Source organism: Pseudomonas sp. HD57-3, from assembly GCF_056113135.1.
Map to the genome: position 1 here is coordinate 57,290 of NZ_CM148568.1, position 25,779 is coordinate 83,068.

20 protein-coding genes are annotated in these 25,779 nt (G+C 61.4%); all 20 read right to left on the reverse strand.

All coding sequences use genetic code 11. The features are described 5' to 3' along the window. Positions 1-3 precede the first annotated feature (3 nt). On the reverse strand, positions 4-2,454 hold the full coding sequence (locus tag AC0R79_RS00295; protein WP_474732702.1) for a PEP-utilizing enzyme: 2,451 nt from the start codon (positions 2,452-2,454) through the stop codon (positions 4-6). Positions 2,455-2,463: 9 nt separating this feature from the next. Then, on the reverse strand, positions 2,464-3,858 hold the full coding sequence (locus AC0R79_RS00300) for a TIGR01777 family oxidoreductase (RefSeq protein WP_474732703.1): 1,395 nt from the start codon (positions 3,856-3,858) through the stop codon (positions 2,464-2,466). Positions 3,859-3,934: 76 nt separating this feature from the next. After that, entirely contained in the window at positions 3,935-4,738 is an 804-nt protein-coding gene (locus AC0R79_RS00305; RefSeq protein WP_240664967.1) for a hypothetical protein, read from the reverse strand. A gap of 71 nt (positions 4,739-4,809) precedes the next feature. Further along, entirely contained in the window at positions 4,810-5,817 is a 1,008-nt protein-coding gene (locus tag AC0R79_RS00310) for a DUF2515 family protein (protein ID WP_011336580.1), read from the reverse strand. Continuing rightward, entirely contained in the window at positions 5,814-8,039 is a 2,226-nt protein-coding gene (locus AC0R79_RS00315) for a type VI secretion system Vgr family protein (RefSeq protein WP_474732705.1), read from the reverse strand. Before AC0R79_RS00315 ends, AC0R79_RS00310 begins: the two co-directional genes overlap by 4 nt. A gap of 28 nt (positions 8,040-8,067) precedes the next feature. After that, positions 8,068-9,069, reverse strand: a complete 1,002-nt coding sequence (locus tag AC0R79_RS00320) for a serine/threonine-protein kinase (RefSeq protein ID WP_474732707.1) — start codon at positions 9,067-9,069, stop codon at positions 8,068-8,070. Then, a complete protein-coding gene (locus tag AC0R79_RS00325) occupies positions 9,066-9,794 on the reverse strand; it encodes a PP2C family protein-serine/threonine phosphatase (RefSeq protein ID WP_007954391.1) in 729 nt (242 codons plus the stop codon). The genes AC0R79_RS00320 and AC0R79_RS00325 overlap by 4 nt, the downstream gene beginning before the upstream one ends. Further along, positions 9,794-13,333, reverse strand: coding sequence for a type VI secretion system membrane subunit TssM (gene tssM, locus AC0R79_RS00330; RefSeq protein WP_474732709.1), 3,540 nt, complete (start codon positions 13,331-13,333; stop codon positions 9,794-9,796). The genes AC0R79_RS00325 and tssM overlap by 1 nt, the downstream gene beginning before the upstream one ends. 13 nt (positions 13,334-13,346) lie before the next feature. Beyond that, positions 13,347-14,222 (reverse strand): type IVB secretion system protein IcmH/DotU, encoded by an 876-nt coding sequence (gene icmH, locus AC0R79_RS00335; protein ID WP_007954389.1) that lies wholly within the window; start codon positions 14,220-14,222, stop codon positions 13,347-13,349. Between the two features lie 5 nt (positions 14,223-14,227). After that, on the reverse strand, positions 14,228-15,559 hold the full coding sequence (gene tssK, locus AC0R79_RS00340; RefSeq protein ID WP_011336586.1) for a type VI secretion system baseplate subunit TssK: 1,332 nt from the start codon (positions 15,557-15,559) through the stop codon (positions 14,228-14,230). Positions 15,560-15,561: 2 nt separating this feature from the next. Continuing rightward, on the reverse strand, positions 15,562-16,062 hold the full coding sequence (tssJ, locus tag AC0R79_RS00345; protein ID WP_011336587.1) for a type VI secretion system lipoprotein TssJ: 501 nt from the start codon (positions 16,060-16,062) through the stop codon (positions 15,562-15,564). Positions 16,063-16,067: 5 nt separating this feature from the next. Continuing rightward, on the reverse strand, positions 16,068-17,261 hold the full coding sequence (gene tagH / locus AC0R79_RS00350; protein ID WP_375744524.1) for a type VI secretion system-associated FHA domain protein TagH: 1,194 nt from the start codon (positions 17,259-17,261) through the stop codon (positions 16,068-16,070). An 18-nt stretch (positions 17,262-17,279) separates the two neighbouring features. Next, entirely contained in the window at positions 17,280-17,420 is a 141-nt protein-coding gene (locus AC0R79_RS00355; RefSeq protein WP_003229566.1) for a hypothetical protein, read from the reverse strand. 93 nt (positions 17,421-17,513) lie between these two features. Next, entirely contained in the window at positions 17,514-19,040 is a 1,527-nt protein-coding gene (locus AC0R79_RS00360) for a sigma-54 interaction domain-containing protein (protein WP_127800665.1), read from the reverse strand. Positions 19,041-19,050: 10 nt separating this feature from the next. Next, positions 19,051-21,708 (reverse strand): type VI secretion system ATPase TssH, encoded by a 2,658-nt coding sequence (gene tssH, locus AC0R79_RS00365; protein ID WP_474732712.1) that lies wholly within the window; start codon positions 21,706-21,708, stop codon positions 19,051-19,053. A gap of 11 nt (positions 21,709-21,719) precedes the next feature. Next, the gene (gene tssG, locus AC0R79_RS00370) at positions 21,720-22,727 is read right to left on the reverse strand and encodes a type VI secretion system baseplate subunit TssG (RefSeq protein WP_007954381.1); all 1,008 of its coding nucleotides are present in this window, start codon (positions 22,725-22,727) and stop codon (positions 21,720-21,722) included. Then, on the reverse strand, positions 22,691-24,478 hold the full coding sequence (gene tssF, locus AC0R79_RS00375) for a type VI secretion system baseplate subunit TssF (protein ID WP_007954380.1): 1,788 nt from the start codon (positions 24,476-24,478) through the stop codon (positions 22,691-22,693). Before tssF ends, tssG begins: the two co-directional genes overlap by 37 nt. Positions 24,479-24,505: 27 nt before the next feature. Continuing rightward, positions 24,506-24,937 (reverse strand): hypothetical protein, encoded by a 432-nt coding sequence (locus AC0R79_RS00380; protein ID WP_423815168.1) that lies wholly within the window; start codon positions 24,935-24,937, stop codon positions 24,506-24,508. Between the two features lie 17 nt (positions 24,938-24,954). Beyond that, positions 24,955-25,398 (reverse strand): hypothetical protein, encoded by a 444-nt coding sequence (locus AC0R79_RS00385; RefSeq protein WP_323159680.1) that lies wholly within the window; start codon positions 25,396-25,398, stop codon positions 24,955-24,957. Beyond that, positions 25,395-25,772 (reverse strand): hypothetical protein, encoded by a 378-nt coding sequence (locus AC0R79_RS00390; protein WP_474732715.1) that lies wholly within the window; start codon positions 25,770-25,772, stop codon positions 25,395-25,397. Before AC0R79_RS00390 ends, AC0R79_RS00385 begins: the two co-directional genes overlap by 4 nt. Positions 25,773-25,779: the final 7 nt, after the last annotated feature.

The following is a 25,779-nucleotide window of genomic DNA, read 5'->3' on the forward strand; positions in this document are numbered from 1 at the left end:
GGCTCATCCTTTGTTCGCAGGATTGATCAGCTCTAGCTCACCATCGAGGTACAGCACCTCACACCCCACCCAAGCTGGATCAACCTGCGGCATCACCGCCGAAGGCTTACGCAGCTCCCGCAACAACGTCGAACCATGCGACAACCGCCCACCCATCCGCGCAATCACCGCCCGCGCTGCCTGATAGTGCGCGTGACGCCCCGGATCGAGGGTGTCTTCCAGCAAGATGTCTTCGCCAAGGATGCCCCGCACCTGCCCCGGGTAAATCATGAATCCGGTGGCTTGTTCGGCACCTTCGCGGCCGTCCTGCCAGAAGCTGCCGTCGCGCGTGCGGATGTCCGGGTGCGGCGCAAACCAGTGTTCGCGATCCGCCAGTGGCATAGCGTGATGCAGGCGAAAGAAGATTCGCATCAGGTTATCGCGATACCACTCGCGCACTTGCAGGTAGTAACCACGCAGGCCCGGCAGGCCGGTCGAATGAGCGAGGCGGATCAGCCCTGACCATTGCGGGAAGGCCTGTAGTGGCAGCTCGCTCGACGCAGGTCGAGGTGTGGCCGGATCGGTCTCCCACGGCAGTCGATGGGGGCTGTTTTCCAGGTTGTCGTAAGCGGTCGGCGGTCGGCCCAGCCAGTCTCCGCCGCTGCTGGCCAGCGCCGTGGCGATGCACAGATTGCCCTGCACCACGAACACATAAAACCGGGTGAACCAGTCGGCCAGTTGCTGACCGTCAGCACCTTGGGCGACGAGGTCGGTCAGCTCCCGGTCGAAGCGCTGCAAGCCGTGCTCAAGGCTCAGCAAATGCCCGCGAGCGATTCGCTGCATGCGCAGAAACAATGGCAGCGAACGCAACATCCGCAGCGGTCGCCACGGCAGATGCGGAGTCGCGCCGCCGACTTCACCTGCATAGTTGCTGGCGCTGATGCCCCAGTCGGCTAACCGTGCGAGAAACAGGTCGTTGTTGATGTAGGACGCGCCGCCAAACACGGCCGTGAACGGCTCGTTGTCCTGCAACACCCGCGCATCCCAACGGGCCATGATCGCCGGAATGCTCGCGGCGGCCCGGCGCTGGGCGTACTCCACCAGCACGCTGGGTTGCGGCGGCAGGATCTCGGCGATGTTGGCGGCCGTCAGGTGGCGGCGCCAGCCGTAGTCGCTGATCGGCCGGTATTGCAGCAGCCACAGTTGCGTACCGTCCCAGGCCCATTCGACATCGCCGGGCACATAGTGGAACACCCGCAAGACATCCTGGAGAAAGCGCCACAGCACGTCTTCGGTCAAACCGTGCGTGGCCGTGAACGTGCCACTGCGCCAGGCTTCGCCGACCCGCGAAAGCGTCGCTCGTTCCGGGCTGATCTGGCCGTCGGCAAGGGACTCAAGATGACCTTCAACCCATTCGAGTTCCACCGACAGATGACGCACAAACGCGATGCCCGACACCTGCGGCGTGATGAAGCGCTGCACCACCACTTCCTCGACACCTTCGGCAGTCAGCGCGGCAATGCGCGCCGGCACGTTGGCGGACGGCTCGCGCAGGTAGGTCGTGCTCAAACCGGCATTCGCCGAGTCAGCCTGATCTTCGCCATAACTGGAAGAACGCACCGCCCAGGTCGCCTCCGGTTGGCGGGCGAGGAAGGTCGGTAGTCGCGGATCGTTGCAATCGTTGAGGGTCAGCGCCGCCGGCACCGGCAGCCGGGCCAGTTCCGCCAGACGCAAACGCCCGCCCTTGGTGTGCGCGACAAACCCGCGTTCGCCCGACTCCAGCCACTGCGCAAACTGCGCGGGCGCGTCGATCCACGGGTAATGACCCCAACCGGGTTTCAGGCTGATGGTCAGGTCTGCGCGCGCAAGAATCGCCGACCATGCGGCGGCTTGTTCGATGCCGAGCACCTTGTCCTGATCGCCCCAGACCAGTTCGACCGGGTCGGTGATCCACTCCAGCAATGGCAGCGCGGTGTCGGCACGGATCAGATCCCAGTGCGGCACAAACGCACGGCAGCGCGCATAACCGGCGCCCATGCGCTGATACTGCGCGGGCGTCCAGGTCTGGTTGGAGAACTTGCGTGCGAAGAGTGTGGGCTTGTTCGACAGCAACCAATGAATGGACTTGCGGATCGGCAGCGGAGACATCAGCGCCGGCAATCGGCGCTGCCACAAAAAGGCGCCCACCGGCGCCAGCAACACACTGCGAGAAAAATGTCCGGGCCGACGTTGCAGCGCATGCAGCACCAGCAACGCGTTGACCCCGACGGCCATGATCGCGCTGCTTTTTTGCGTCATCGCCAACAAGGTCTGCGCATAAGCCGCCAGATCCTCGCAGGGCGGCTGCGGGTTGGTGCCGAAGCCCGGCAGCTCCAGCGGCACCACGGTGTAACGCTGAAAATGCGGCAGCGCGTCATCCCACCAATCGGCGGCGCTGCCGTTGCCGGCCAGCAGGTACATCAGGGGCTTGCTCATGGGCGATCCTCAGGCCAGATCGCGCAGCGCGGCGTCGAGGGTCGGATAGCGGAACGTGTAGCCCGCCTCGCTCAAACGCTGCGGCACCACGCGCTGACCGTCAAAGAACAACTGAGCCATTTCCCCGGCCAAAGCACGCACTGGCGCGGCTGGAATGTGGAACCACACCGGGCGCTTGAGGACTTTGCCGACGTTCTCGGCGAACGTTGCCTGACTGACGGTTTCGGGCGCGACCATGTTGTAGGTGCCGCGCAAATTTTCATCGTGGAAGGATCGAGCGATCACCTGAATCACGTCGTCGCGATGCACCCAGCTCATGATCTGCCGACCATCGCCCATGCGTCCGCCGAAACCCAGGCGAAACGGAATCAGCAACGGCAACAACGCACCGCCCGGCCCGAACACCACGCCGAGGCGCAGCACCACCTGGCGCACGCCAAACTGCGTGGCGGGTTGCGCCGAAGCCTCCCAACGCGCACAGAGCTCGGCCATGAAACCGTCACCCTTGCAGGCCTGTTCATCGAGGCTTTCGCTGGCATCACGCACGCCGTAGAAACCGATGGCCGAGGCCTGAATCCACAGCGCGGGTTTATGGCTTGTGTGCTTCAGCCAGGTCATCAAGGCTTCGGTGGTATCGACCCGACTGGCGAGCAATTGCGCCTGCCGCTCGGGGCTCCAGCGTGGACCAGCGACCGGTGCGCCGGCGAGGTTGATCACTACGTCGAAGGGTTCGTCACGGCCGAGTTCGCTCAACGACCGCACACAGCGAACGCGACCGTCGAACAGGTTCGCCGCTTTCAGCGGATCACGCGCCAACACGCTGACGGTGTGGCCGGCATCGAGTAATTGATTGACTACGGCTTCACCGATAAACCCGGTACCCCCGGTGATCAGCACACGCTTGTAGGCGCCGCCGGCAAACGGGTTGGATTTGCTCACGGTCCTTTCCGGCGGGGATTTCCGACGATCATGGCGCAGCAGCCAGATCAGCGGCGGCAACAGCACCAGCAGCGCGAAACCGTCGAGCCACAGATGCGACCAGACCTGTTGTTGAGCTGAAAGCCACATGTCCTGCGGCGCCCATAACAGCACGCCCGCCATCAACCATCCCCAAATTGCGGGAGCTTTAAGACGGTTGCCGAGGTGCACCAACGCGAGCATGTACAGCGAATAACTTTGCAGCGTCGCGCCGAACAACGCGAGCCACCAGACCTGCTGCTCGTGACCGGCAGCAGGAACCGTATCCGCGCCCCAAAACGCGAGTTCGAGGGTGTGCAAATAGCCGTCGAGTAATCCGGAATGACCGGCCCAGGTCAGCGTGAGACCGGCGAGCACATGCACGATCGCGGCGGCATACAGCCAAAGCACCATCGCGGGGCGAAGAGAGAAAGAGGGGACTGGCATTCCGTGTCCTGAGCGCGTTCCTTGAGGGCGGGGAGTTTAAAGGAGACAGGAAGAATACAACCCGTCTCCTTCCAACTCACTTCAATGCTTTGATGGTTGGATCTTGATAGCTTGAGTCAATTTCAATACCCGCCTTTTCCGCCTTGTCTTCTCGGGACTTCCGAATAGCAGCATATTCTTTCATCTTGGCTGGCAGCAGCTCTTTCCAACGCTTTTTATCATCAGCCTCGGTGAAAGCAGCACTCCAGTATTCACGCTCGGTGGTGAAGCTCAAACTTACCAAATACGTTCCGCGCTCATCAGGAGCATCATCAGAGTCTCGCCGCCATGCTTGCAACGTAAGATGATTGCCATCCTTATAAAAATGCCAATTGTAGAATTTACCGACTTTCAACCATCGCTCATGATCAAGATTATAGTTCGGATCCAGCCACGGGTGACTTAATACGTTATCACCCATGACTTCATCAGCTGAGTTAATTTTGCCAATTTGACTTCCTGAAATTCTAGGATCAGAAGGTGCGTAATAGTGTACCCAGCCCGCCTTCTTTATATTTTTTATAAGATCGTATAAAAACGCTCGATACTCATCATGCTTGCTTCCATCCGGGAGGCTACGAACTGATAAGTCGAGGTTCTCCACAGTAGTGCCCACCTCACCATCTACTGCAGTACTGACACTCGCAACCTGGTCTAGACGCAGAGATTTATTCACCTCGACTGATGGAAGGTCTTCATCACCGAATGACTTTTTAACTTTATACCAGCACATATCCACATCAGAAATGCACTCTTTTGAAAAAGACACAGGAGAACTAGAAAGTAGATTGTTTATCTCCTCACCAATCTCAACACTGATTAACTGGGTTTTGTTTGCCATGGAAACAGTCCCTACTTTGTCTGAGTCACCGCATGCAGCGAGCAATAAAAAAAACAACAACCCGTAAAATTTCATTTTCGGCTTTTCCAAGTAGAAATCGTCTCTATTTGCTGCTCCATATAATCTTTCTTTTGCCCCATCATTTTATGGTATTGCTTTGCAATTTCCAGAATAAACTCCATTCGATCAGACTCGTTAAACAAGTCCCCTTTAGTCATCTGAACCCGCAACTCCTTATTATTTACATCGCAGGCAGAACTGAAAGAAGCAACCCGCAACGGTACAAACGGTGCACCCTCAGCGGCAGCTTGTGTCTGCAGAACTTTCTGAAACAAAAAGCCGTTATAGATAAGCGGTTGAAGAATTCTTCTTTGTTCATGATCAGCAATTGCCAATAGTGATTGCTGTTGAATATTTCGTTTCGCAACCGGATCAGATGTCGTCTCGGATTTTTTTATGAGGTTGAAGCCTGCAGTGATGTCAGGAGTCAGTCCCAGATTTTTCAGAACAGGTAGTGCTTTATCCGCCCAAGGCAACTCATCGATATTCATCTGAACTTGCGCATCGCAGCTCTTCGCGTTTCGCTTCGGGGCACAGTCATTAAATTGCTCCGGATATTTTTTATAGAACCAATGCCAGACAAAAATATCCTGAAACAGCCAAAAGTTGCCCATGCCGAGGCCATTTTTGCCTATTTTGTAGGGGATCTGAAATGGCAACGGCACTATGCCTGTCAGGTACGGTTCCGAAGGAATGTAATCGAGACCACACATGACTTGCTTGCTCGCGAAAGCTGCCAATCCCATCCAGTAAAAGCGTCCCTTCAAGTCAGGTTTGCCGTCCTCACCACGCTCTAGGTAAAACTCAGCATAGGCTGCTGCAATGCGCGCGGCTCGTGCGCTGAAGTCACCCACCAATACCATTTTGCTCGACGAAGAAAACCAGCTCTTTTCTGAGACACTCAGTCGGCTGATAGCCTCTTGCTGCCCCATCGTCCACAGCTTGTCGCATTTCAACGTGATGTCTTGAACGGAGCAGCTTTGGTTATTGGTTTTGAATGTAGCAACGGGTGCGCTCATTTATTTCTACTCGCTTCGTAATCGTCGGAGCCTTCCGGCACGATGAGTTCGTCCCACATCAGATGGACCTCAGCGGTTTCCTCGCTGTCAGTCACCACACGCGGATGCAGACCATCTGCGTTGCTTTTGGAGATTTTAGGAGCGACCGACGAAGGGACAATAATCGCTGCCTTCACAGACTTTATGGGTTGACCGAGCCCGGTCACAAAACGGATTTGTTCGTCATACTTCGGACTATTGGCAGTACCAGACTTCAGTGTGTTCCCCGCCCTAGCCTGATCCGCAATCAGCGGAATGACCGGTGCCAGAATGCCAATTCCCGTACCGCTTCCTGCCGAGCCTCCGGCATTGATCTTCACCACCGGTCCAACCACCGTCACACCACCGCCATCGAGCTTGATAAAGCTCCCACCGCCCAGAATGGTCAGTTCGGTGCCAGCCTCAATCACCATCTTGTCGCCAGACTTCAGGTGGATCTCTTTCCCCACACTGGTCAACTGGGCGGTACCGAGTTTGATGTGCTGGCTTTCTCCTACCGTCAGGTGATCGTCGGCTTTCGCTTCGATCTTGCGGTCGCTGATGGTGGTGCGGTGTTCTTCAGCCTTCAGCTCGGTATAGGTGTTTTTCACCACCGTGTCGTGACGTTCATTCCCGACGCGAATCTTCTGGTCGTGCTCAACGTTCTCATCCCAGTCGCGCTGGGCGTGGATGAAGATTTGTTCGGCGCCTTTTTTGTCTTCGATGCGCAGTTCGTTGTAACCGCCGCCACCCGGGGAGCTGAGGGTTTTGAAGACGGTGCGGGTTTTGTTCGCCGGGAGGGCGTACGGCACCGGGTTTTCCTTGTGGTACAGGCAGCCGGTGACCAGTGGTTGGTCGGGGTCGCCTTCGAGGAAGGTGACGAGGACTTCCATGCCGATGCGCGGGATGGAGATCGCGCCGTAGCGGTCGCCGGCCCAGGAGCTGGAGACGCGCAGCCAGCAGCTGGTCTTGTCGTCGGCCAGGCCTTCGCGGTCCCAGTGGAATTGCACTTTGATGCGGCCGTATTGGTCGCAGTGGATTTCTTCGCCTTTGGGGCCGGTGACCATCGCGGTCTGGCTGCCAAGCACGCGGGGTTTCGGGTGCTCCAGCGCGGGACGGTAGAACACGTCCCACGGGGTGGCGAGGAAGGTGTTGCGGTAGCCCTGGTGGAAGTCATCCTTGTTGTCGGTGGTGTCGCTGGTTACCGACTCTTCGAGGACTTGCGGTTGTTTGCCTTCGTGGAAGATTTCGGTGAGCAGCCAAAGGTCGTTCCACTCGCTGCGCGGGTGGTCGGACATTTCCATGAAGTGGCCGCTGACCAGTTTGGTCTGATCGCCGCGACCTTCGGCCTGGCGGTAGTCGGCGCGGTGGCGTTCGAGGGCGCGCTGGCTGAGGAACTTGCCGCGCGCGCGGTCGATGAAGCGGCCGGGGTAGTCGTAGTCTTCCAGATCCGGTTCAGTGCTCTCGCCATCCGGTTTGTACGCGGCTTCCATTTGCAGGCGCGGTTTTTCGAAGTCGTAGTCGCGGCGGGTGGTGCGGCTGGTGCGGGTTTCCAGACGCAGCTTGAAGCCCTTGATCACCGGCTCTTCGGCGACCATGCCGCTGCCCTGCACATAGGCGGTGGGCTGGCCGAGATTCGGGAACACGGTCTGGTCATCGCCGAACACCAGCAAATGGCCCTTCTTGCTGTGCTGGAAGTGGTAGTGAATGCCTTCCTCTTCACACAGACGCTGGACGAAGTGCAGGTCGGTTTCGTCGTACTGCACGCAGTAGTCGCGATCCGGGCACGGCTGGCTCAACTGAAAGCTGTAGGCATTGCCCTTGATGCCGTGCTCGTCGAGGATCAGCGCGATGATTTTCGGCGCCGACATCTGCTGGTAGATGCGCTGGTTGGTGCGGTGATGCAGGTATTGCAGCTGCGGCACCAGCGAGACCTTGTAGCGGGTCAGGCGTTTGCCGGCATCGCCCTGGGCGACGCGGTAGATCTGGCCGTGGATGCCCGAACCCTGCGGATCGAGCGCGAGGAACGCCTGTTTGTGCAGGAGTTTTTCCAGGTCCAGGTCGGGGTTTTCGCTGACCAGTTCGAGGTCGAAACGGAACGGCTGGCTGATGCCTTCGGTGCCGGTGAACGACAGCACTTGCAGGTCGCCCACGTAGTCTTCAACGGTCAGGCTGAAGTGCGTTTCGTTAGCTGGGTTGAACATAAAGTGCTCCCTGTTCGAATGTCATCCGTTACGCCCGCAGTCGCAAACGCTGCAGCCAGGACGAAGTGGCGCCCAAGGCGTCACGCAATTGGTCGACAGAGATAGTGCGCTCTGCCGCGTCAAAGGCCAGCGCGGTGCGCAGCGCGGGCCAGCAGTGTGTTGGCAGATTTGCCGGGGCTTGCAGTTCGCGATCCAGGTGTTCGTCACGGGCCTGGGTCGAGGGCAAGCGGCGGAACGGGTGTTTGCCGCCCGCCAGTTCGTAAATCACGCAGGCCACGCCGTACACGTCCGCGCTGGCCGACAGCGGTTGGCCCTCAAGCAGTTCGGGGGCGGCGTAGCCCGGGGTCCAGGCGTTGAAGCGCTCGCGGCTCAGGTGCGGCAGGCCGGGCAGGATGCCTTCCTCGGCTTGCCCGAGACCGAAGTCGAACAGGCGCACGCCGTCTTCGCTGAGCATGACGTTGCTCGGTTTCATGTCACCGTGCAGCACGCCGCGACGGTGGGCGTAAGCCAGCGCGTCGAGCAGCGGCAGCGCGATGTCGCGCAGTTCTTTCCACGGCAGACCCAGTGGTCGCTCGCAGAGCAGTTTGTCCAGCGTCAGGCCACGCATGAGTTCCATGGTGATGAAGGCCCGCTGGCAATCGGTGTCGACTTCGAACGTGTGCGGTCGCAGCACGTTGTCGTGGCGCAGGCGTCGGGTCAGGGCGAACTCGCTGTAGAGCAAGGCACTGGCGTCCGGCGACTCGGCAAATTCTTCGCTGAGGATTTTCAGCGCAATGTAAGGATCGGGATCGCCGAACTGTTCGTGCAGCAGATCCCGGGCCCGGTAAACCGCACCCATGCCACCGGCCCCGAGCAGACGCTCGAGGTGGTAACGGCCTGCCAGAACATCCGGCAGTGCGCCGACGCTGGCCTTGGTCGGCGCCAGCGCGGGTTCGGCGTTGTGCTGCTTTGCAAAAGCGAAATAGGTCAGGTTGTTGGCCTGCTCTTCGCTCATCAGCAAGTCGTCGACTGAGGATTCGATTTCAGTCATTGGCGGATCACCACGGCAGTCAGATTGTCGCGAGCGGCGCCACGCAGGGCGCCGTCGAACAGACGTTCCAGCGCCACATGCGGCGCCGCCAGGCTGAGGGCATTGCCGAGGGCATCGCTGCTCAGGCCTTGATACAAACCATCGCTGCACAGCAGGAACACATCGCCCGGATACACCTCGAGTTCCAGCACATCCAGGGTCAGTTGTTCCGCCGCGCCCACCGCCCGGGTCAAGGCCTGGGCTGCCGGGTGCGCCGCTGCCTGTTCGACGCTCATCTGCTGCTCGTCGATCAGTTGCTGCTGCAGCGAATGATCCTTCGACAGCTGATACAACCGCTGCCCGCGCCAAAGGTAGCAACGGCTGTCGCCGGCCCAGATGCAGGCCGCGCGATTGCCGTCCACCAGCAGCGCCACGACGGTGCTGCCCATGATGCTGTCGTGACGCCCGGCGGTGACGGTCAGCTCTTGCCCCAGGCGCCGGTTCAGCCAGTGCAGGCACTGGCGGATGGCTTTGAGGCGTTCGTCGAAGTCTTCGTGTTGCGGCAGTTCAGCCAGGCTGGCGACGATCAACTGGCTGGCGATGTCACCACCCTGATGACCGCCCATGCCGTCCGCGACCACCCACAGCCCATGCTGCGGGGTGTCGAGGAAGGCATCTTCGTTGCGCGACCGCACCTTGCCCGGGTCGGTTCGCGCCGCGCTGCGCCAGGGACTGGCCACCAGCATCAGAGCTGCACCGGCATACGGAAGGTACGCATCACGCCCATGTCGAACGGGTTCGGCGTGCGCTGGCTGGTCAGCAGGTAGTTGGCGCGCAGGCCACCTACGTCGGCTTTCAGCACCAGCACGTCGCGACCGGTCAGGTACTCGGTCTGCATCAGGTCGAACAGACGGAACAGCGACCACGGGCCGGAGTTCTTCTCGATGCCAATCGGGCGCCCGGCCATCTTGTCCATGACCAGGCTGGTGCGACCGTCTTCAGCATCGGTCGGCCACTTGAAGGTCATGGGCAGGATCGGACCGTGGCGGTATTCCATGGTCTTGTCACCGAACTTGAACTCGGAACGGCTGACCGCCGGATCGAGGGTGTACGGCTCAAGCTTGAACTGCACGGTCGGCTCGGCCGGGTTGATCGAGAAGAAGCTCTGGCGAATGTTCAGTGCAGCCGCCATCTGGTCGAGGAAGACCTTGGACACCGGCAGGCTGCGACCGTCGATGCTGCGCATCCGATAGTTGCCCGGATCACCGCTGACGAATGGACGCATGTAGCTGTCGAAGAAGCGGTCGATGGTGCCTTGAGCCCGGAAGAACTCGCGGAAATCGCTGATCGCCACGTCGCTGGTGCTCGACGCGCTGAACGGGTAACGCTTGCTGATGGTCTTGCCATACACGCTGTACAGCTCGTTCTGATAACGGCCGTTCAGGTATTGGTAGGCATCGTTGAGCACCAGGCGCCACGAGTCTTCGGCCAGCACGTTGAACCACACACTCAGCGGACGCGGCAGACGACCCGACGCATTGCGCAGGTTGGTCAGCGCATCACGCTGGCCGCTCATGCGGGTCTTGGCCAGTTCGAACGCGGCCTGCTCCGGCGTGCTGGAACGGGCGAGGCCCGCCAGTTGCAGTTGCAGGTCGTTGAGCGCGGTGAAGGCCGGGGTCAGGTCAGCGGCCGGGCCGTTGTTGTCGTCGAGCAACTTGTGCAGCGGCTCGAAGCGACGTTGCAGGGATTTCTTGGCGGTGTCCGGCAGGTTCTTCGCCACGTTCAGGGCCGAGGCCTTGTCCGCTGCCGCCGCGGCGAGTTTGCCCACCTTGCCCAGTTTGCCTTTCTGTCCGGCCAGCGCATCAGCCGCGTCACCCGCCTCGTCCACCGGATCGGCAGCGGCCGGGAAGCGGGTGTTCTCACGCACTTCGGTCAGCAGCGCCAGCACTGGCGAGTTGGCCGAGGTCAGGCCCGCCAGTTGTTCGGCGCCTTCACCGGCATCACTGATCGGCGGCAGTGCCACCTGGCCAACGGCCTCGCTCCAGTAGTTGGCGTAGTCGCGGAAGTACAGTTGCTCCAGCTCGACCATCAGGCGACGCAAGTCCATGTCGCTGATGCCCGCGCCTTCGCCCAGCACCCAGTTGTCACGCAGGATGTCGGTCACCAGCGACGCGCCTTGCACCGAGAAATACTGCTGATAACCGGTCTGGGTGTAGAAGCCCGGGATCACGTACTCGGTGCCGATGAACAGCGAGCCCTGCGGACCGAGGTGCTGGCTGAAGCGATAGTCCGGCAGGTTGCGCGCCTGCTCGCGGAGCATGCGGTAGACCACGTTTGCCAGCGACTCACTGCGCAGGACCTGACGCGCCTGAGTCACCAGTTGCTCGTTGAGCGGATAGATAAACGGCAGCTTCAGCAGACGCTCCAGATGCGCATTCAAACCGTTCTGCACCGCGGTGTTGCCGTTGTAGCGCTGGGACCAGTCGGTAGCGACCCAATCCTTGAGCCACGCCGCGTCACGACGATCCTTCATGTTCAGCATCAGGTACGCGCGCAGGCTGTTGATCAGCTTTTCGCGGTCCTTCATGTTGGCGCGGATCTGGCCTTCGAGCATGGTTGCAACGCGTGGCAGCAGTTGCTTTTCAAGCTCGCGCTCGTAAGCCTCCTTGACCACCGGATTGACGTCCTGGCCCTGATACAGCCCCATCCGCTCGTGGTACGCAGCGTCGCCTTTCTTCGAGAACACTTGAGTCGCGGCGTAGCTGGTGTCGAGGGTTTTCAGCGTGCCCATGGCGTCATCGCGCGGCGACAGCGCCGTGCGCTGCTGGGTCCAGTTCTGCGCCAGGTTGCGCAGGTTTTCCAGACGCTCCCAGTTGGCCGAGAAACCACCGGCCCAGAGCATGCCGAACAGCACCAGCGCGCCCAGTGCACCGACGTACAACGCACGCTGGCCCCAATGGATGCGGCTGCGCTCGCGCTTGTCCAGACCGGCCAGATCGGCCTCCGGGAAAATCACTCGGCTGAGCAAGTGGTGAATGAAACGCGAACGACCGCTGCGCAACGTCGGCAGCACGCCGGCGCTCATGCCCAGACTCGCGCCGATGCCGGCGGTGGTCGAATCCATTTCGTGGGTCAGGTGCGGGGCGCTGGTCAGGTAGAAACCACGCAATAGCGTCGCACGCTGGTAGCGGTTGCCGGTGAACGCCATGTCGACGAACAGGCACAGACGCTCGCCGATCTGGCCCATCTGGTGCGGGAAGTCGAGGATGCGGCCACGGCGCTGGGTGTCGCGCTCGGAGTGCATGCGCATGATCACCTGGCTGTTGAGGCGACGCAGCAGCTCTTCGAACTCACCGCGCAGCACAGCCACGTCGGTGCCGATCTGATCCTTGCGGAAACTGGTCCCCAGCACCTGATCGCTTTCTTCGCGGGTCAGTTGGTCGAAGAACTCGTCGAAGCCCAGCAGCTTGTCAGCCTTGCTCAGCACCAGATACACCGGCACGTCGACGTGCAGCTTCTGATAGACGTCTTGCAGACGCGCACGCACCTGGCGAGCCAGGGTGTCGATGTCCTGCTCGCTGCCACTGGTGAGGGTTTCCACCGGAATGGTCACCAGCACGCCGTTCAGCGGACGGCCGCGACGACGCTTGCGCAGCAGTTCCAGCAAGGTGGTCCAGGCGCTGCCGTCGACTTCCGAATCCGGTTGGGTCAGGTAACGGCCGGCGGTGTCGATCAGTACACCGTGATCGGCGAAATACCAGTCGCAATGACGGGTGCCGTGGGTGTCGCGGGTCAGCTTGCGGTCGATCTTGTTGATCGGGAATTCCAGCCCGGAGAAGTCCAGCAGGCTGGTCTTGCCGCTGGCCTGCGGGCCGATCAGCAAGTACCACGGCAAGTCACTGCGCCAGCGCTCGCTGCGGCCGCGATACAGACTCGAAGTCTTGAGGGTTTTCAGGGCGTCCTTGAAACGCTCCTTCAACTCTTTCTGCTCTTCGTCGATCAACTCTTCGCGGCGGATACGGTCCTGGCCGTCTTCGGTTTCTTCGACGGCTTTCTTGCGGATACCGGCGCGCCAGCTGACGAAGACCATGGTCAGGCCCCAGATCAGGAACAGCACGCTGATGGTCAGCAGGCGCGAAGTCGCGCTTTCCCAGAACTTGTAGTTATCCACCGCCAACAGCGGGCCGACGAACCACACCAGCAGCGCCACGAACAGCACCAGCAGCAGGGTCCAGACCCAGGTCTGGCGCAGGAAGGCGCCGACTTTCTTGAAAAACTTTTTCATCACACGTCCCTGTTTACGGCTGCGACTGCGGCTGGACCGCGGCCGGATCAAGCGGCTGATAAGGTTGCAGAACGGTGTCGCGCTGCTCGCCCAAGACCCAGGCGAAGCCCGAATACATCATCACCAGGCAGACGAAGGTGAACAGCACCACCATCCACGCCGGCACGATGCGCACCAGGTTGCGGCGCTGATCGTTGAGGCCTTCCCATTGCGGCGACAATTCGCGCGGCACGTCGCCACGCAACTGACGGATCTGCCGGTACAGGGCGTCGCGGATGCCTTCGAGTTCCAGCATGCCGCGCGCCTGCACGCGGTACTTGCCCTCGAAACCGAGGGACAGGCACAGGTACATCAGCTCCAGCATCGGCAGGTGCTTGACCGGGTTTTTCGACAGCCGATCGAGCAGCTGGAAGAACTTCTCGCCACCGAAGGTTTCGTTGTGGAAGCTGCTGAGCAGGCTCATCTGCGACCACTCGCTTTCGTTGCCCCACGGCGTGGTCACGACGGCTTCGTCGACCACGGTGCAGAGCACGTAACGAGCGGCCATCACCTGGCTGCTTTCGGCGCCGTTGTGCAGGGCACGCACTTCAAACAGCTTGAGCCCGGCGGTCAGGCGCTCGTTGAGCGCGTAGAGGTCTTCGCGGGTTTCACTGTGCTTGAGGCGCACCACTTCCGACAGCAGTTCGGACGACGCCGCCACCAGCGAATTGAGGCTGATGTTGAAGGCCTCCGCCGGGCGCAGGCGCGCGGCGTAGATCATCCGTTCTTCCAGTTGTTCGAAGCGCGGTGGCGCGGCGAAGTCGGTTAGCGGACTCGCCGCCGGGCCATGGCCCTGACGGTCGAGCAGGACGGTTTTGTCGTCCTGGTTGTGTTCCATGTCCTTGATCATGTCGGTCAGTTCCTGATGGCCCAGAATTTCAGTTCAAGCTCGGCGAATTCGCCGGACACGTGGAACGCGAAGCCGCCGGAGCGCTCGAGTTGTGCCAGGTCTTCGGAACTGAGTTCGAGGATGAAATAGGTTTTGTTCGAGTGGAACGCGATCTGCCGCGGGGCCACCGGCAACGGTTTGACCTTGATCCCCGGCAGGTGCAGGTTGACCAGTTGGCGGATGCGCTCCACCGGGCCGACCTTGAGGTGCGCAGGCAAGCGGTTGCGCAGTTCTTCGGAGTCGCAGTTGGCACTGGCTGCCAGCACGAACGACGCCGAGCCCAGCAGTTTGTGGTCGTGCAGCGGCGACACGATGATCCCGTACTGACGCGCTTGCAGGATCAGTTCGATGGCGTGCTGTTCCAGCACCATCGACAGCACCTGACGGATCGACTCCATCAGTTTGCGGAAGCTCGCACCCTGGTCGGCGTGGGAGTAGCGGCTGTCCAGACGCGGGCGTTTGCTGTCGCTGGAGAACGTCGCCAGATCGCCGAGCATGGTCAGCAGCGTGCGGTACAACTCTTCCGGGTGAACCTGCTCCAGACCCAGATAGTGGCGCAGCAGCAGTTCGGTGCGGTTGATCAGTTGCAGCATCATGAAGTCGCCGATTTCCGCGCCGCCGACCTTGCCGTTCGAACGAATCCGCTCGGCAATGGTGTCGCCCCGGTGACCGAGCATGCTGATCACTTCTTTCAGGCACGACAGCAGGTAGCTGGAGGCGTGGGCCTGAATGTAGGTCGGCACGAAATCCGGGTCGAGGCTGATCACGCCGTCCGGCGTGGTGTCGAGCACGTCGCAGATCTTCAGTTTCACGTAGGCCTGGTCGCTCTGCTGCTCGCCGAGCAACAGCTTGAAGTCCGGGCGACCGCAACTGACCTGGCTGGCGGAATCATCACCGGCGTTGGAGTCGGCGACTTCGGCGTCATACGCGGTGTAACGCGCAAGTACGTCGGACTGCTCCGGGCGACGGGCCTCGATGTGGTTACCGGTGACCAGTGGCAGCGCCAGGTAGATCGGCATGTTGCCGGTGTTCGGCGGCACGTCCAGCGCCAGCGGTTCGGTGTTGCCGCCGAGTTCGAACAGGCTGCCGTCCGGCAGGATCCCCGAGGCTTCACTGATCACCAGTTTGCCCATGTTGAGGAACTGCAAGTCGATCTCAAGGTTCAGGAAACCCCAGGTGTAGCCGCCCAGCAACTGCGTGCGGGTCTTCATCTGGTGATCGTAGTAGCGGTCGTTGTGCTGGAAGTGCTGCGGACGCAGCAGCATGCCTTCCTGCCAGATGACTTTATGGGTATTCATGATCAGTCATCCGCCTTGGCGAGCACTTCGTTGGTCTTGCGGATACCGGCCTGATCCAGGGTCAGATCAGCTTCGGTGACTTCCAGCGGCGTGATCGGGAATGTGTGGCGCCACTTGGTTTCCGGCAGGTCGCGGTACGCGGCGAGGATGCCGATGAAGCGGCTGCCCTCCTCCACGCTGAGTTTCAGCTCCACGGTTTCACCCGGGCGCAGTTCGAGTTCTTCGCTGGCCACCAGATCCGGGTTGAGGGATTCCTTGGCGCGTTCGTAGAGACTGAAGAAATCAGCATTCTCGAAGGTCACCGGATGCTTGAGTTCGAACAGGCGCACCACGATCGGCGACGGACGACCGTTGAGATCCGGGTTCAGCTGATCGCTGCCGGTCAGCTTCAGGTTGATCTTGGTCACTTTCGAATACGGCGACAGCGACGAGCAACCGGCGAGCAGCACCAACAGGGTGAGCGCGGTCAGCGTCTTGAAAAAAGCGGTCGAGCGGCGAGACATGCGCATCATCCTTGGTGGTCGGTGTGGAGGGTGGAGATCAGGCGGATCTGTTCTTCGTAGGCCTGGGCGAAGTCGCGGGCCAGCAGGCGCTCGCTCCAGTCGTCGTCCTGACGCAGCGCATGGTGGTAACGGTTGAACGCTCTCCAGCGCCCGCCAGCAGTGGCGAGCAACGGCTTGTTGTCGCGCTCGAAACGCAGGGTCAACTGCTCCGGCGAGAAGTGCTCCAGAGTGCCGCGCACCGCCGCGCGGCTGGCGGTCAGCAGCGCCACCTGATGCGCCTGCAAGTCGCGGAACGCGCGGGAGACCGCCTGCTCGGCCGGCAAGTGGCCCGGTTTGTGCGGCTGCAACAGGATGTCCAGCGCTTCGCTCGGGTCGACGGCGAATTTCAGCGGATTCTTGTTGGTGCCTTGCACGGTGGTCTGGGCCAGACGCAGTTCGTTCTTCAGCTCCGAACGGGTGCGCAGGCTCTGTTGCAGACCGCCGACGCTCTGGCGCAGCAGACGTGCAGCGTTCAGCGCGAGGGCTTCACGCTCGTCGTGGCTGAGGTTCTTCACGTTCACGCCGAGGGCCGCGCCGAATTTATCCCAGAAGGTTTCGCTCTGACGCTCGACCGCTTTCGGTGCCGGCGCAGGCTCAGGCTTGGGCTCGACGATCAGCTCGGGCACCATCAGGCTTTCCATGTCGATGCGCGCGTAATCGGCACGCTGACGAGAGTCTTCCGGGTCGGTGACCGGCGCGAGCATTTCCTCGAACTCCGAATACACGCGCTCTTGCTGCTCCAGCGACTTCAGCGGGTCGAGGTCGAGGAACGCGTCGTCCGGAATGATGGTGCCGGCGGCACGTGGAAGGCCGACTTCACCGTCGAACGTCGCCGGGTCGCGCACCAGGCGCGCGCGAATCTCGAAGTCGCCCAGCACGTAGGTGCTGCCGTGCTCGATGCGCACCGGTTCGCCCTTGTGCAGGCGTGCGCCGCTGTCGCCGTCCTGAACACCGTTGCTGCTGGTGTCGGTCAGGAAAAACGTGCCCTCGCGATAGCTGACAATCGCGTGGTGATTGGACAAGTGACGCTTGCGGTCCGGGATGATCCAGTCGCAGTCCTCGCCCCGCCCGATCACGCCACCGGCCTGTTTGAAGGTCCGCTGGCACAGCTCGGTGGGCACGAACTGCTTGGTGTTCAGCATTTCGAAAACCAATTCCATGTTTGATGCTCCTTGCGGTCACTTGCCGCGATTGACCGCCTGCGGATCACCCAATGGGCGGTAATCGTTATCGTTGAATTTGTAATTGCCGCTGCAGCCGCCGAGGCCGCATAGAACGACGAGGGTCAGCAGGACAGCGTGCCAGTGACGAACAGACATCAGAGGGTCTCCAGGTGTAGACAAAGCACAAAGCGCCGACCCTTGCGGGCGGCGCTGAAATAGGTTTTCGAGGTAAATCCGACGGACTTTCGCCTACCCATCGAAATCTCCCAGATTGATGTTCAAGCGGCCGAGCCGGTACAGCAGCGTGCGTCGCGGCAAGCCCAGTTCGCGGGCGGCGAGCGTCTGGTTGCCGTCGTTCTTGCGCAGGCAATCGAGCAGCAGATTGCGTTCGACCGCTTCCAGTCGTTCGCGCAGATTGAGGCCGCAGTGGTCTTCCGGCGCCGGCGCCGATTCCAGGCGCAGTGAGAAATGCTCGGCCAGCAACTCGCCGCCCTCGCACAACAGCACCGCCCGCTCGACCAGGCCTTTGAGTTCACGCACGTTGCCGGGGAAGGTGTAACCGGACAGGTGATCCAGCGCCGCGTCCGACCAGCGCACCGGATCGCGTTGCAGAAAGGTGCAAGCCTTGTCGGCGAAGTGTTTGGCCAGGTCGAGAATGTCGCCTTCGCGCTGACGCAGGGCCGGCAACTCGATCGGAAATTGCGCGAGGCGGTAGTACAGGTCCTCACGGAATTTGCCTTCGCTGACCAGCACCGACAAATCGCGGTGCGTCGCGGCGATGATGCGCACGTCGATCTTGTGGGTGTCGTTGGAACCCAGCGGGCGGATCTCGCCTTCCTGCAGCACGCGCAGCAACTTGGCTTGCAGCGACAGCGGCATGTCACCGATTTCATCGAGCAACAGGGTGCCGCCATTGGCCGCGTCGAACAGCCCGGCGCGGTCACGGTCGGCGCCGGTGAACGCACCTTTGCGATAGCCGAACAGCTCGCTTTCCAGCAGGTTTTCCGGAAACGCCGCGCAGTTCTGCACGATGAACGCCTGTGACCGGCGCGGGCCGCAATCGTGGATCGCCCGCGCGACCACTTCCTTGCCGGTGCCGGTCTCGCCACGCAACAGCACGGTGTACGGGCTGTGCAGGACTTTGCTGATCAGCGAGTAGGTCTGGCGCATCGCCGCGCTCTTGCCGATCAGGCCATAGCCGCTGGCACTCGGCAGACTGCGCACAACCGGTGCGGCCGCATCCACTGGCTGGCGCAGACGTTGCAGCAGATGCAGCTGACCCAGCACGAACGAGCCGAGCTGACCGAGGGAATCGGCGAAGCCTTGCAGGTTGATGTGGCGACGGCTGGCGCACAGCAACAGGCCTTCGACAGCCTTCTGCTGATTGACCAGCGGCACGCACAACAGCGACTGCCACGGCGTGGACGACGCCGGCAGAAAACTGGTTTCCTGCAGGCTGCCGCCCAGGTCATCGAAGCTCACCACGCGGTTCTGGCAGAGGGCGAACTGCAACAGTTGCTCGCCGTTGTAGTCCGCCGGCAGGCTCGCCGCGCTGCGCGGTTGCAGCACGCCGTCGAGGCATTCGGCGTTCATTCCCAGCGACGTGTGCGTGGCGTCCAGCAAATACAGCTGCGTCAGTTCGCAGCCGCTCAGCCCGGCCAGACCGCGCACGAAGTCACCCAGCAGCGCAGCACCGTCCGCCGCGCGCGACAGGCTGGCGAACTGCGCCAGCAAGGCTTCGGCATAGAGCAGTGGCTGCGGCACTTGAGTGAACATCACACTCACCTCAGGCGAACTCGCAGGTCACGCTGGCTTCACCGTCGAGCGTCGCGTGCACGCGCTTGAGGCTTTCACCGGTGGCCATGGCGTCGAGCAGGCGGTCGGCCACCAGCGGCAACACGTGCTGGTCGAGCAAGTGGTCGATCAGGCGCGCACCGCTTTCGCTCTGGGTGCAGCGCTCGGACAGGTGATCGACAAGGTTCTGGCACCAGCTGAAATCCAGCTGACGACGGTTCAGGCGCTCGCCCAGACGACCGAGTTTGATCTCGATCAGCTCGCGCAGCACCGGGCCGCCGACCGGGTAGTACGGCACCACTTTCATCCGCGCCAGCAGCGCCGGTTTGAAGTGTTTGCTGAGCACCGGGCGAATGGTTTCTTCCAGCACTTCGGCGGTCGGACGCGCGCCGTCTTCGCAGAGGTCGCTGATCTTGTCGCTCCCCAGGTTCGAGGTCATCAGGATCAACGTATTGCGGAAGTCGATCTCGCGCCCTTCGCCGTCGTTGGCCACGCCTTTGTCGAAGATTTGGTAGAACAGATTGAGCACGTCCGGGTCAGCCTTCTCGACTTCATCGAGCAGCACCACCGAGTACGGCTTCTGGCGCACGGCTTCGGTGAGCATGCCGCCCTCGCCGTAACCGACGTAGCCTGGCGGTGCACCGATCAGGCGGGAAACGGTGTGCTTCTCCTGGAACTCGGACATGTTGATGGTGGTGATGAAGCGGTCGCCGCCGTACAGCAGGTCGGCGAGCGCCAGGGCGGTTTCGGTCTTGCCGACACCGCTCGGGCCGACCAGCAGGAACACGCCGACCGGTGCGTCAGGCTTGTTCAGGCCGGCAGCGGTGGCGCGCATCGAGCGATCCAGTGCGTGGACGGCTTGTTCCTGACCACGAATGCGGGTGCGCAGGTCGGTGGCGAAGCTGGCGACCTTGGCGTTGTGTTCGCGGGCCAATTGCGCCAGCGGCACGCCGGTCCAGGCGCTGATCACTTCGGCCACCAGACGCGGGCAGACTTCGAAGCTGACCAGACGCTCCTTGACCTGCGCAGCGGTCAGGGCGCTGTGGGTTTCGTTGAGTTGCGCTTCCAGCGCTTCGACGCTGAGGGCTTCGTCGACGTCGGCGGCGTGGGTTTCGATCACGGTGCCTTCGGCGTCTTCTTCAACAGTCACTGTCGGCTCGACCGCAGCGGCTTCACGGGCCTTGGCCAGTTGCTGACGCAGTTCCAGCAGGCGCTCGGCCAGTTGTTTCTGCTCGGCCCACAGGGTTTCCAGTGCGACCATTTCCGCTTCGGCTTCGTCCAGACGCGCTTCCAGTGCCTCCAGCGCTTCGTGATCGATCAGCAGACCGGCTTCGGCATCGCGGCGCAGGGCCTGACGCTGACGGCCACCTTCAGCCAGTTCGCCACGCAGGCGTTCCAGGCTTTCCGGGGCGGCAGCGAGGCTGATACGAACGCGTGCGCAGGCGGTGTCGAGCACGTCGACAGCCTTGTCCGGCAGTTGCCGACCGGCCAGGTAACGGGCAGACAGCTCGGCTGCCGAAACCACCGCGTCATCGCGCAGGTAAATGCCGTGGCTCTTTTCGTAGACCTGAGCCAGGCCACGCAGGATGGTCACCGCTTCGCTCACGGTCGGTTCGTGCAGTTGAACCGGCTGGAAACGGCGGGCCAGCGCCGGATCTTTCTCGAAGTATTTCTTGTACTCGGCCCAGGTGGTCGCGGCGATGGTGCGCAACTCGCCGCGAGCCAGTGCCGGTTTCAGCAGGTTGGCCGCGTCGGAACCGCCGGCATTGCCGCCCGCGCCGATCAGTGTGTGGGCTTCATCGATGAACAGGATGATCGGCTTCGGCGAGGCTTTGACCTCGTCGATCACACCTTTCAGACGACGCTCGAATTCACCTTTGACGCTGGCACCGGCCTGCAGCAGGCCCATGTCCAGCGACAGCAGCTCGACGCCCTTGAGTACCTGCGGCACTTCACCGGCAGCGATGCGCGAGGCCAGGCCTTCGACGATGGCGGTTTTACCGACACCGGCCTCACCGACCACGATCGGGTTGTTCTTGCGGCGACGGGCGAGGATGTCGACCATCTGGCGGATCGCGCCATCGCGGCACAGCACCGGGTCGAGTTTGCCGTCGCGGGCCTGTTGAGTCAGGTTGTGAGTGAAGCGCTCCAGCAGCGATTCGCCCTGGGCGGCCGGTTTGCCGTTGGCCGCTGCCTGAGGCTGTTGCGACAGGGCAAATTCTTTCAGGCGATCGATGTTCAGTTTGGCGAGCAACGGCTGGTAGCGGCTGCCGGCGTAGCGCATCGGGTTGCGCAGCAGCGCGAGGATCAGCGCCGCGTCTTCGACCGAGGTCTGGCCCAGTTCAAGGTTGGCCACCAGCAGCGCGTCTTGCAGCCACTGCACCAGTTCCGGGGCGAACACCGGGTTGCGCGAAGCACTGTGCTCGACCCGCGATTGCAGGGCGGCGCTCAGTTCGCCAGCGTCAACGTCGGCATCCTGCAGCGCGCGGGAGAGCAGACCGTTCGGGCGCTCCAGCAGGCCGAGCAGCAAGTCTTCGACCAGAATCTTGCTGCCGCCACGGGCCACGCAGCGCTCGGCCGAACGCTCCAGATCGCGACGGGTTTCGGCGTCCAGCGCCTGGATGAGTTGTTGCAGGTCTACGTTGATCATGGCTCACGTCCTTAATGAATTTTGCTGCCCAAGGTCACCACGCCGTCTGCTTTTTCGCAGCCCAGCCAACTGGTCCACCCCAGGCGACAGTCGTTCTTCTCGCCAATGCGCAGTTCGCGGATTTCTTCCGGGCGCAGCACCAGGCGAATGTCGTAATCGAGCGGGTCACGCAAGGTGAACCGCACCAGCGCGCAGAGCGGCTGGTAACCGAAACCGATGGGCAGGAATTCGTGGAATCGCTCCCAGTCGAGTTCGGTGATGTGAATGCGGAACTTGCCGCTGCGGTCGCGCACGTGTTCGCCCAGCACCAGGTCTTCGCCCAGCACGCTGTTGGCGAAGCCGAGGCGGTTGCGCTGTTCTTCGAGGATTTCCACGCGGCGCTCGATGCACTGCTCGATGACCAGGTCTTCGTGCTTGAAGTAGTAACGCAGCACCGCTTCGATCAGCGCCGCCGAGTGCGCCCGCAGACTGAGCAGGCCGAGGTACGGCAGCAGGCGTTTCCAGTTCAGTTCCTTGGCCTTGCGGATCTCGTCGCCGCCGAGGCCGATCAGGGCGAACAGCTGTGACGAGAACGGGTCGACCGCGCCGCTCTGGAAGCTCGCGCGATAGCGATACTTGCGCCAGATCGGCAGCATCAGCCGTTGCAGGCGATGGTGGAACAGGTCGAGGAAGTTGCGCGTCGGGTTGCCGTCTTCGCTGTCGCCCAGGGCTTGCTCGCCATAGAACGCCGGCAGCGGCGAGCCCGAGCCGACCAGGCCGATCAGGTTGAAACGCAGGCGCGCGCGCATCTGCCCGTGCTCTTCGAAAAACTCGACACGATCGACATCGCTGCGCGGAAATCCGAGGCTCGGGTTGGCCTGGAATTCCAGTTGGTCGTACAGGTCGTCTTCGCTCAGGTACGGGTGCGCATCGCGCAGCCGGTCGATCACCAGCAGCACGGCCTGAAACAGCGAGTACTCGCGTATTACCTTCGTCAGCCCGCTTAAAGCAGGGGCTGCAGGCCCATACGTGGTGTCCATTGGTACACCTCTCCCTGTGTGCTTTTTACCCGCAGCTCGTGGAATGAATTGAGACTGGCGTAAAGCGCGAAAAACTCGTTGAGAACCGAGGCGAAGACGAACAGGTCGCCCTCACCGATATACCCTTCCGGGTCGATGGTCAGTTCGGTGCGCAAACCGCGCACCGGCAGACCACGGTGCAACCGGTCCACGTGGTGATGCTTGATCAGTTTCAGTCCGCCGAGCAGGCGCTTGCTGACCTTCTCCGCGTGCTGGTCGTAGTAGCGCGGCAGGTCGTAGGTTTCGAGAATCACCTTCAGTGCATTGACGTCGGCCAGCGACAGATAGTTAAGCGACATGTTGCTGATCAGCTTCCACAGGAAGTCACGGTTCAGCGGCGGCGCAAAACTGGAAGTGGCCGGGGTGATGTTGCGGAAACTCAGAAACTCCGGGGTCTCTTCGCAGGCCATGCAGATCTGCCCGAGCTTGAGTTTGCGCGGCAGGTTCTGGTTGGTGCAGACCAGCTCGATCGACAGGGTTTCATGGGCTTCAGTGTGGCGGATGCCGAAGCTCAGATAAGTGTCGAGGCCGTCGTGTAGCAGCGACGAACGCTGGCGGATGCTGTAATGCGGACGGCTGTTGGGCACGTCGAAACTCGGGTCGTGCTCGAAGGATTCGAACGGCACGTACTCCTGATAACCGAGGCCGCCGGGCTTCCAGCCAGTCACGGTTTCAACCGAGAACACGCCGCAGTTTTCCAGATCGAATTCCGCCGGCAGCAGCAGGTATTCGTCCTGTTTGCCGTCGAGGCGAATCGGCAGTGCGTCGTGCTTGAACAGGTTGACGATCGGCGTGCAGAACAGCTTCACGTTATCCGTCGTCGGACGCATGCGCATGATGCCGCTCTTGCGGATATCGAAGCGCAATTCCAGACCACGCATCTGCTTGAGCGTGTCTTCCGGCAGCGCCTTGAGGATGTCCAGACCGTGGACATCGACGAACAGGAACTTGTCCTGGAAAGCGAAGTATTCCTGCAGGTAGCGATAGCCGCGGAAGGTGTTCAGCGGATACGGGATCAACGCTTCTTCTTCGGCAAAACCCACTGGCTTGACGCGGTCGCCCGGAATCTTGAACGCCATCGGCTTGCCGCTCACGCCGTCGATCGGCTTGCCGGCGCCGTCGAGCGGGATCAGTTCGATGCCGTCGAGGTTGCGCAGCAGGCTCAGATAGAGCATCTGGCTGATATAGCGCTCGCCGGCAAAGTGCAGGCGCAGCTTGCTCAGTTCCAGCTCGCCGAGGTGGCCGTCGGCACTCATCTCCAGGCGCAGGCTGAGCAACGAACCGTCGCCCTTCACCGAGTAGTTCAGCGCGGCCAGATCCAGCGCCATGACTTCGGTCGGGTAGCAGGTGCGGAACCGGCAACGCACGTCTTCGATCGGCACGCTTTCAATCGGCGTATCACGCTCGACCTTCAGCGCCGGCCCGGAACGCTTGAGCGGATCGAACTGCAGAATGCTGAATGCCGGCAGCGGGCGCATGTAGTTCGGCCACAGCAGTTGCATCAGGGAATGGCTGAGCTCCGGCAACTCATCATCAAGCTTCTGGCGCAGCCGTCCGGTCAGAAAAGCAAAGCCTTCCAGCAACCGCTCCACATCCGGATCCCGCCCGGCCTGCCCCAGGAACGGCGCCAACGCCGGACTACGCTCGGCGAAACGGCGGCCCAGTTGGCGCAGTGCGGTGAGTTCGCTTTGGTAGTAGTGGTTAAAGGACACGGGTTACCTGCCTGGTAGTGGAACTCATCAAAAAAATATCCTGTAGAGCGCAACCGTCACTCCGGCGCAGAAGTAACCGGCGATCAGGAGGTACGGCACAAGCAGGATCCAGCCATAGGCCATGAAAGCATTGTCGAACGGCCCGACGAGCAGGCTGCACAAGCCATAAAGCATCCAGGGCACCGCGTAGAAAGGGATGATCTTCAACGGCGCCAGCCAGACCATTCGCAGCGCCTGCTGCTCATTGCGGCTCTTCGCGGTTCGCGATACCCACAGCGCAAATAACAACAGTCCGGGCATGCCAAACCACAACAGATACACCCAGTGGGTCTCGGACGAATCGAATGTCGAATAATCGCCAATCCACAGGCCATAGGATGAAAACGCCAGCATGGCCAAGAATGGCGTCCACAAGGCACCCATGAAAAAACTCAGCTGCGCGCGGCTGAGGATGGGCATCTGGTTCGATACACCGATCACGGGCAGGTCCTCATCTTCGAAAGCACGTTCTGCGAAGCAATCGCAGGCATTGCCTGCCGCATCAACGCGCGCTTTTCCAGGCGCAGCTCAATGACCTGCGTGGCCAGAATCGCCAGCAACGTCACCCCGCCCTGAGCCACGGTGTAGAACAGCGCCCGCAACGGGTTGTCGGGCACCATCATGAATAGAATCCAGGCAACCATTAGTGTGAGCAGGCCGAGCTTGGCCCACAGTTTCGGGATAATCGCGGCCAGCGCGTTCACCCCGAAAAAGATGTAAATGAACATGTAGTGAGCAATACCGATCGCCACCCCACGGGTAGTAAATCCGCCGTTAAACGCCTTGTAGGCCACAACGACTGCGTTGTTCAGAAATACGTAGGCCACGCATCCCACCGCGTGAATCACCAGACACAGAGCAAGGCGCACGTAGATATTCATTGCTGCGCAATTCCCTGTTTTTGCGACGTGATCGCGACGCCCGTGTACAGATAGAGCTCGACGCCATCGTAGCCGCCGACAGCTGCGGCGCTGAGCGGATAACTGTCTCGGGTGCCGTACCGAACCCAGCCTTCAGTCCACATACCGCCACTCTCGTGACGAATCTCCACGTAATAATCCGGCGCTTCGTTCCTGGTAATTTCAACGAATACCCCGCCGTCCTCGGCCCCAATCCACAGCGCATTGGGATGGGCGAACAGCTTGGGCTCGGTGGAGCGCTCCATTCGCAACAACAACGCAAAGGCGACCAGAATCGCCAGCAAACCGACCGAGCTGAGAAAAGTTATAAGGCATTGCCAGGCTCTGAGCTTCATGGAGCTG

What these genes read in the sequence shown, in the direction of transcription:
- AC0R79_RS00305 (WP_240664967.1), bottom strand. Translation starts at nt 4,738, where the DNA reads ATGGCAAACAAAACCCAGTTAATCAGTGTTGAGATTGGTGAGGAGATA.
- AC0R79_RS00390 (WP_474732715.1), bottom strand. Translation starts at nt 25,772, where the DNA reads ATGAAGCTCAGAGCCTGGCAATGCCTTATAACTTTTCTCAGCTCGGTC.
- AC0R79_RS00355 (WP_003229566.1), bottom strand. Translation starts at nt 17,420, where the DNA reads ATGTCTGTTCGTCACTGGCACGCTGTCCTGCTGACCCTCGTCGTTCTA.
- AC0R79_RS00315 (WP_474732705.1), bottom strand. Translation starts at nt 8,039, where the DNA reads ATGTTCAACCCAGCTAACGAAACGCACTTCAGCCTGACCGTTGAAGAC.
- tssJ (WP_011336587.1), bottom strand. Translation starts at nt 16,062, where the DNA reads ATGTCTCGCCGCTCGACCGCTTTTTTCAAGACGCTGACCGCGCTCACC.
- tssM (WP_474732709.1), bottom strand. Translation starts at nt 13,333, where the DNA reads ATGAAAAAGTTTTTCAAGAAAGTCGGCGCCTTCCTGCGCCAGACCTGG.
- AC0R79_RS00380 (WP_423815168.1), bottom strand. Translation starts at nt 24,937, where the DNA reads ATGCCCATCCTCAGCCGCGCGCAGCTGAGTTTTTTCATGGGTGCCTTG.
- icmH (WP_007954389.1), bottom strand. Translation starts at nt 14,222, where the DNA reads ATGATCAAGGACATGGAACACAACCAGGACGACAAAACCGTCCTGCTC.
- tssG (WP_007954381.1), bottom strand. Translation starts at nt 22,727, where the DNA reads ATGGACACCACGTATGGGCCTGCAGCCCCTGCTTTAAGCGGGCTGACG.
- AC0R79_RS00295 (WP_474732702.1), bottom strand. Translation starts at nt 2,454, where the DNA reads ATGAGCAAGCCCCTGATGTACCTGCTGGCCGGCAACGGCAGCGCCGCC.
- tssH (WP_474732712.1), bottom strand. Translation starts at nt 21,708, where the DNA reads ATGATCAACGTAGACCTGCAACAACTCATCCAGGCGCTGGACGCCGAA.
- AC0R79_RS00325 (WP_007954391.1), bottom strand. Translation starts at nt 9,794, where the DNA reads ATGCTGGTGGCCAGTCCCTGGCGCAGCGCGGCGCGAACCGACCCGGGC.
- AC0R79_RS00360 (WP_127800665.1), bottom strand. Translation starts at nt 19,040, where the DNA reads ATGTTCACTCAAGTGCCGCAGCCACTGCTCTATGCCGAAGCCTTGCTG.
- tagH (WP_375744524.1), bottom strand. Translation starts at nt 17,261, where the DNA reads ATGGAATTGGTTTTCGAAATGCTGAACACCAAGCAGTTCGTGCCCACC.
- tssK (WP_011336586.1), bottom strand. Translation starts at nt 15,559, where the DNA reads ATGAATACCCATAAAGTCATCTGGCAGGAAGGCATGCTGCTGCGTCCG.
- AC0R79_RS00310 (WP_011336580.1), bottom strand. Translation starts at nt 5,817, where the DNA reads ATGAGCGCACCCGTTGCTACATTCAAAACCAATAACCAAAGCTGCTCC.
- AC0R79_RS00320 (WP_474732707.1), bottom strand. Translation starts at nt 9,069, where the DNA reads ATGACTGAAATCGAATCCTCAGTCGACGACTTGCTGATGAGCGAAGAG.
- AC0R79_RS00300 (WP_474732703.1), bottom strand. Translation starts at nt 3,858, where the DNA reads ATGCCAGTCCCCTCTTTCTCTCTTCGCCCCGCGATGGTGCTTTGGCTG.
- AC0R79_RS00385 (WP_323159680.1), bottom strand. Translation starts at nt 25,398, where the DNA reads ATGAATATCTACGTGCGCCTTGCTCTGTGTCTGGTGATTCACGCGGTG.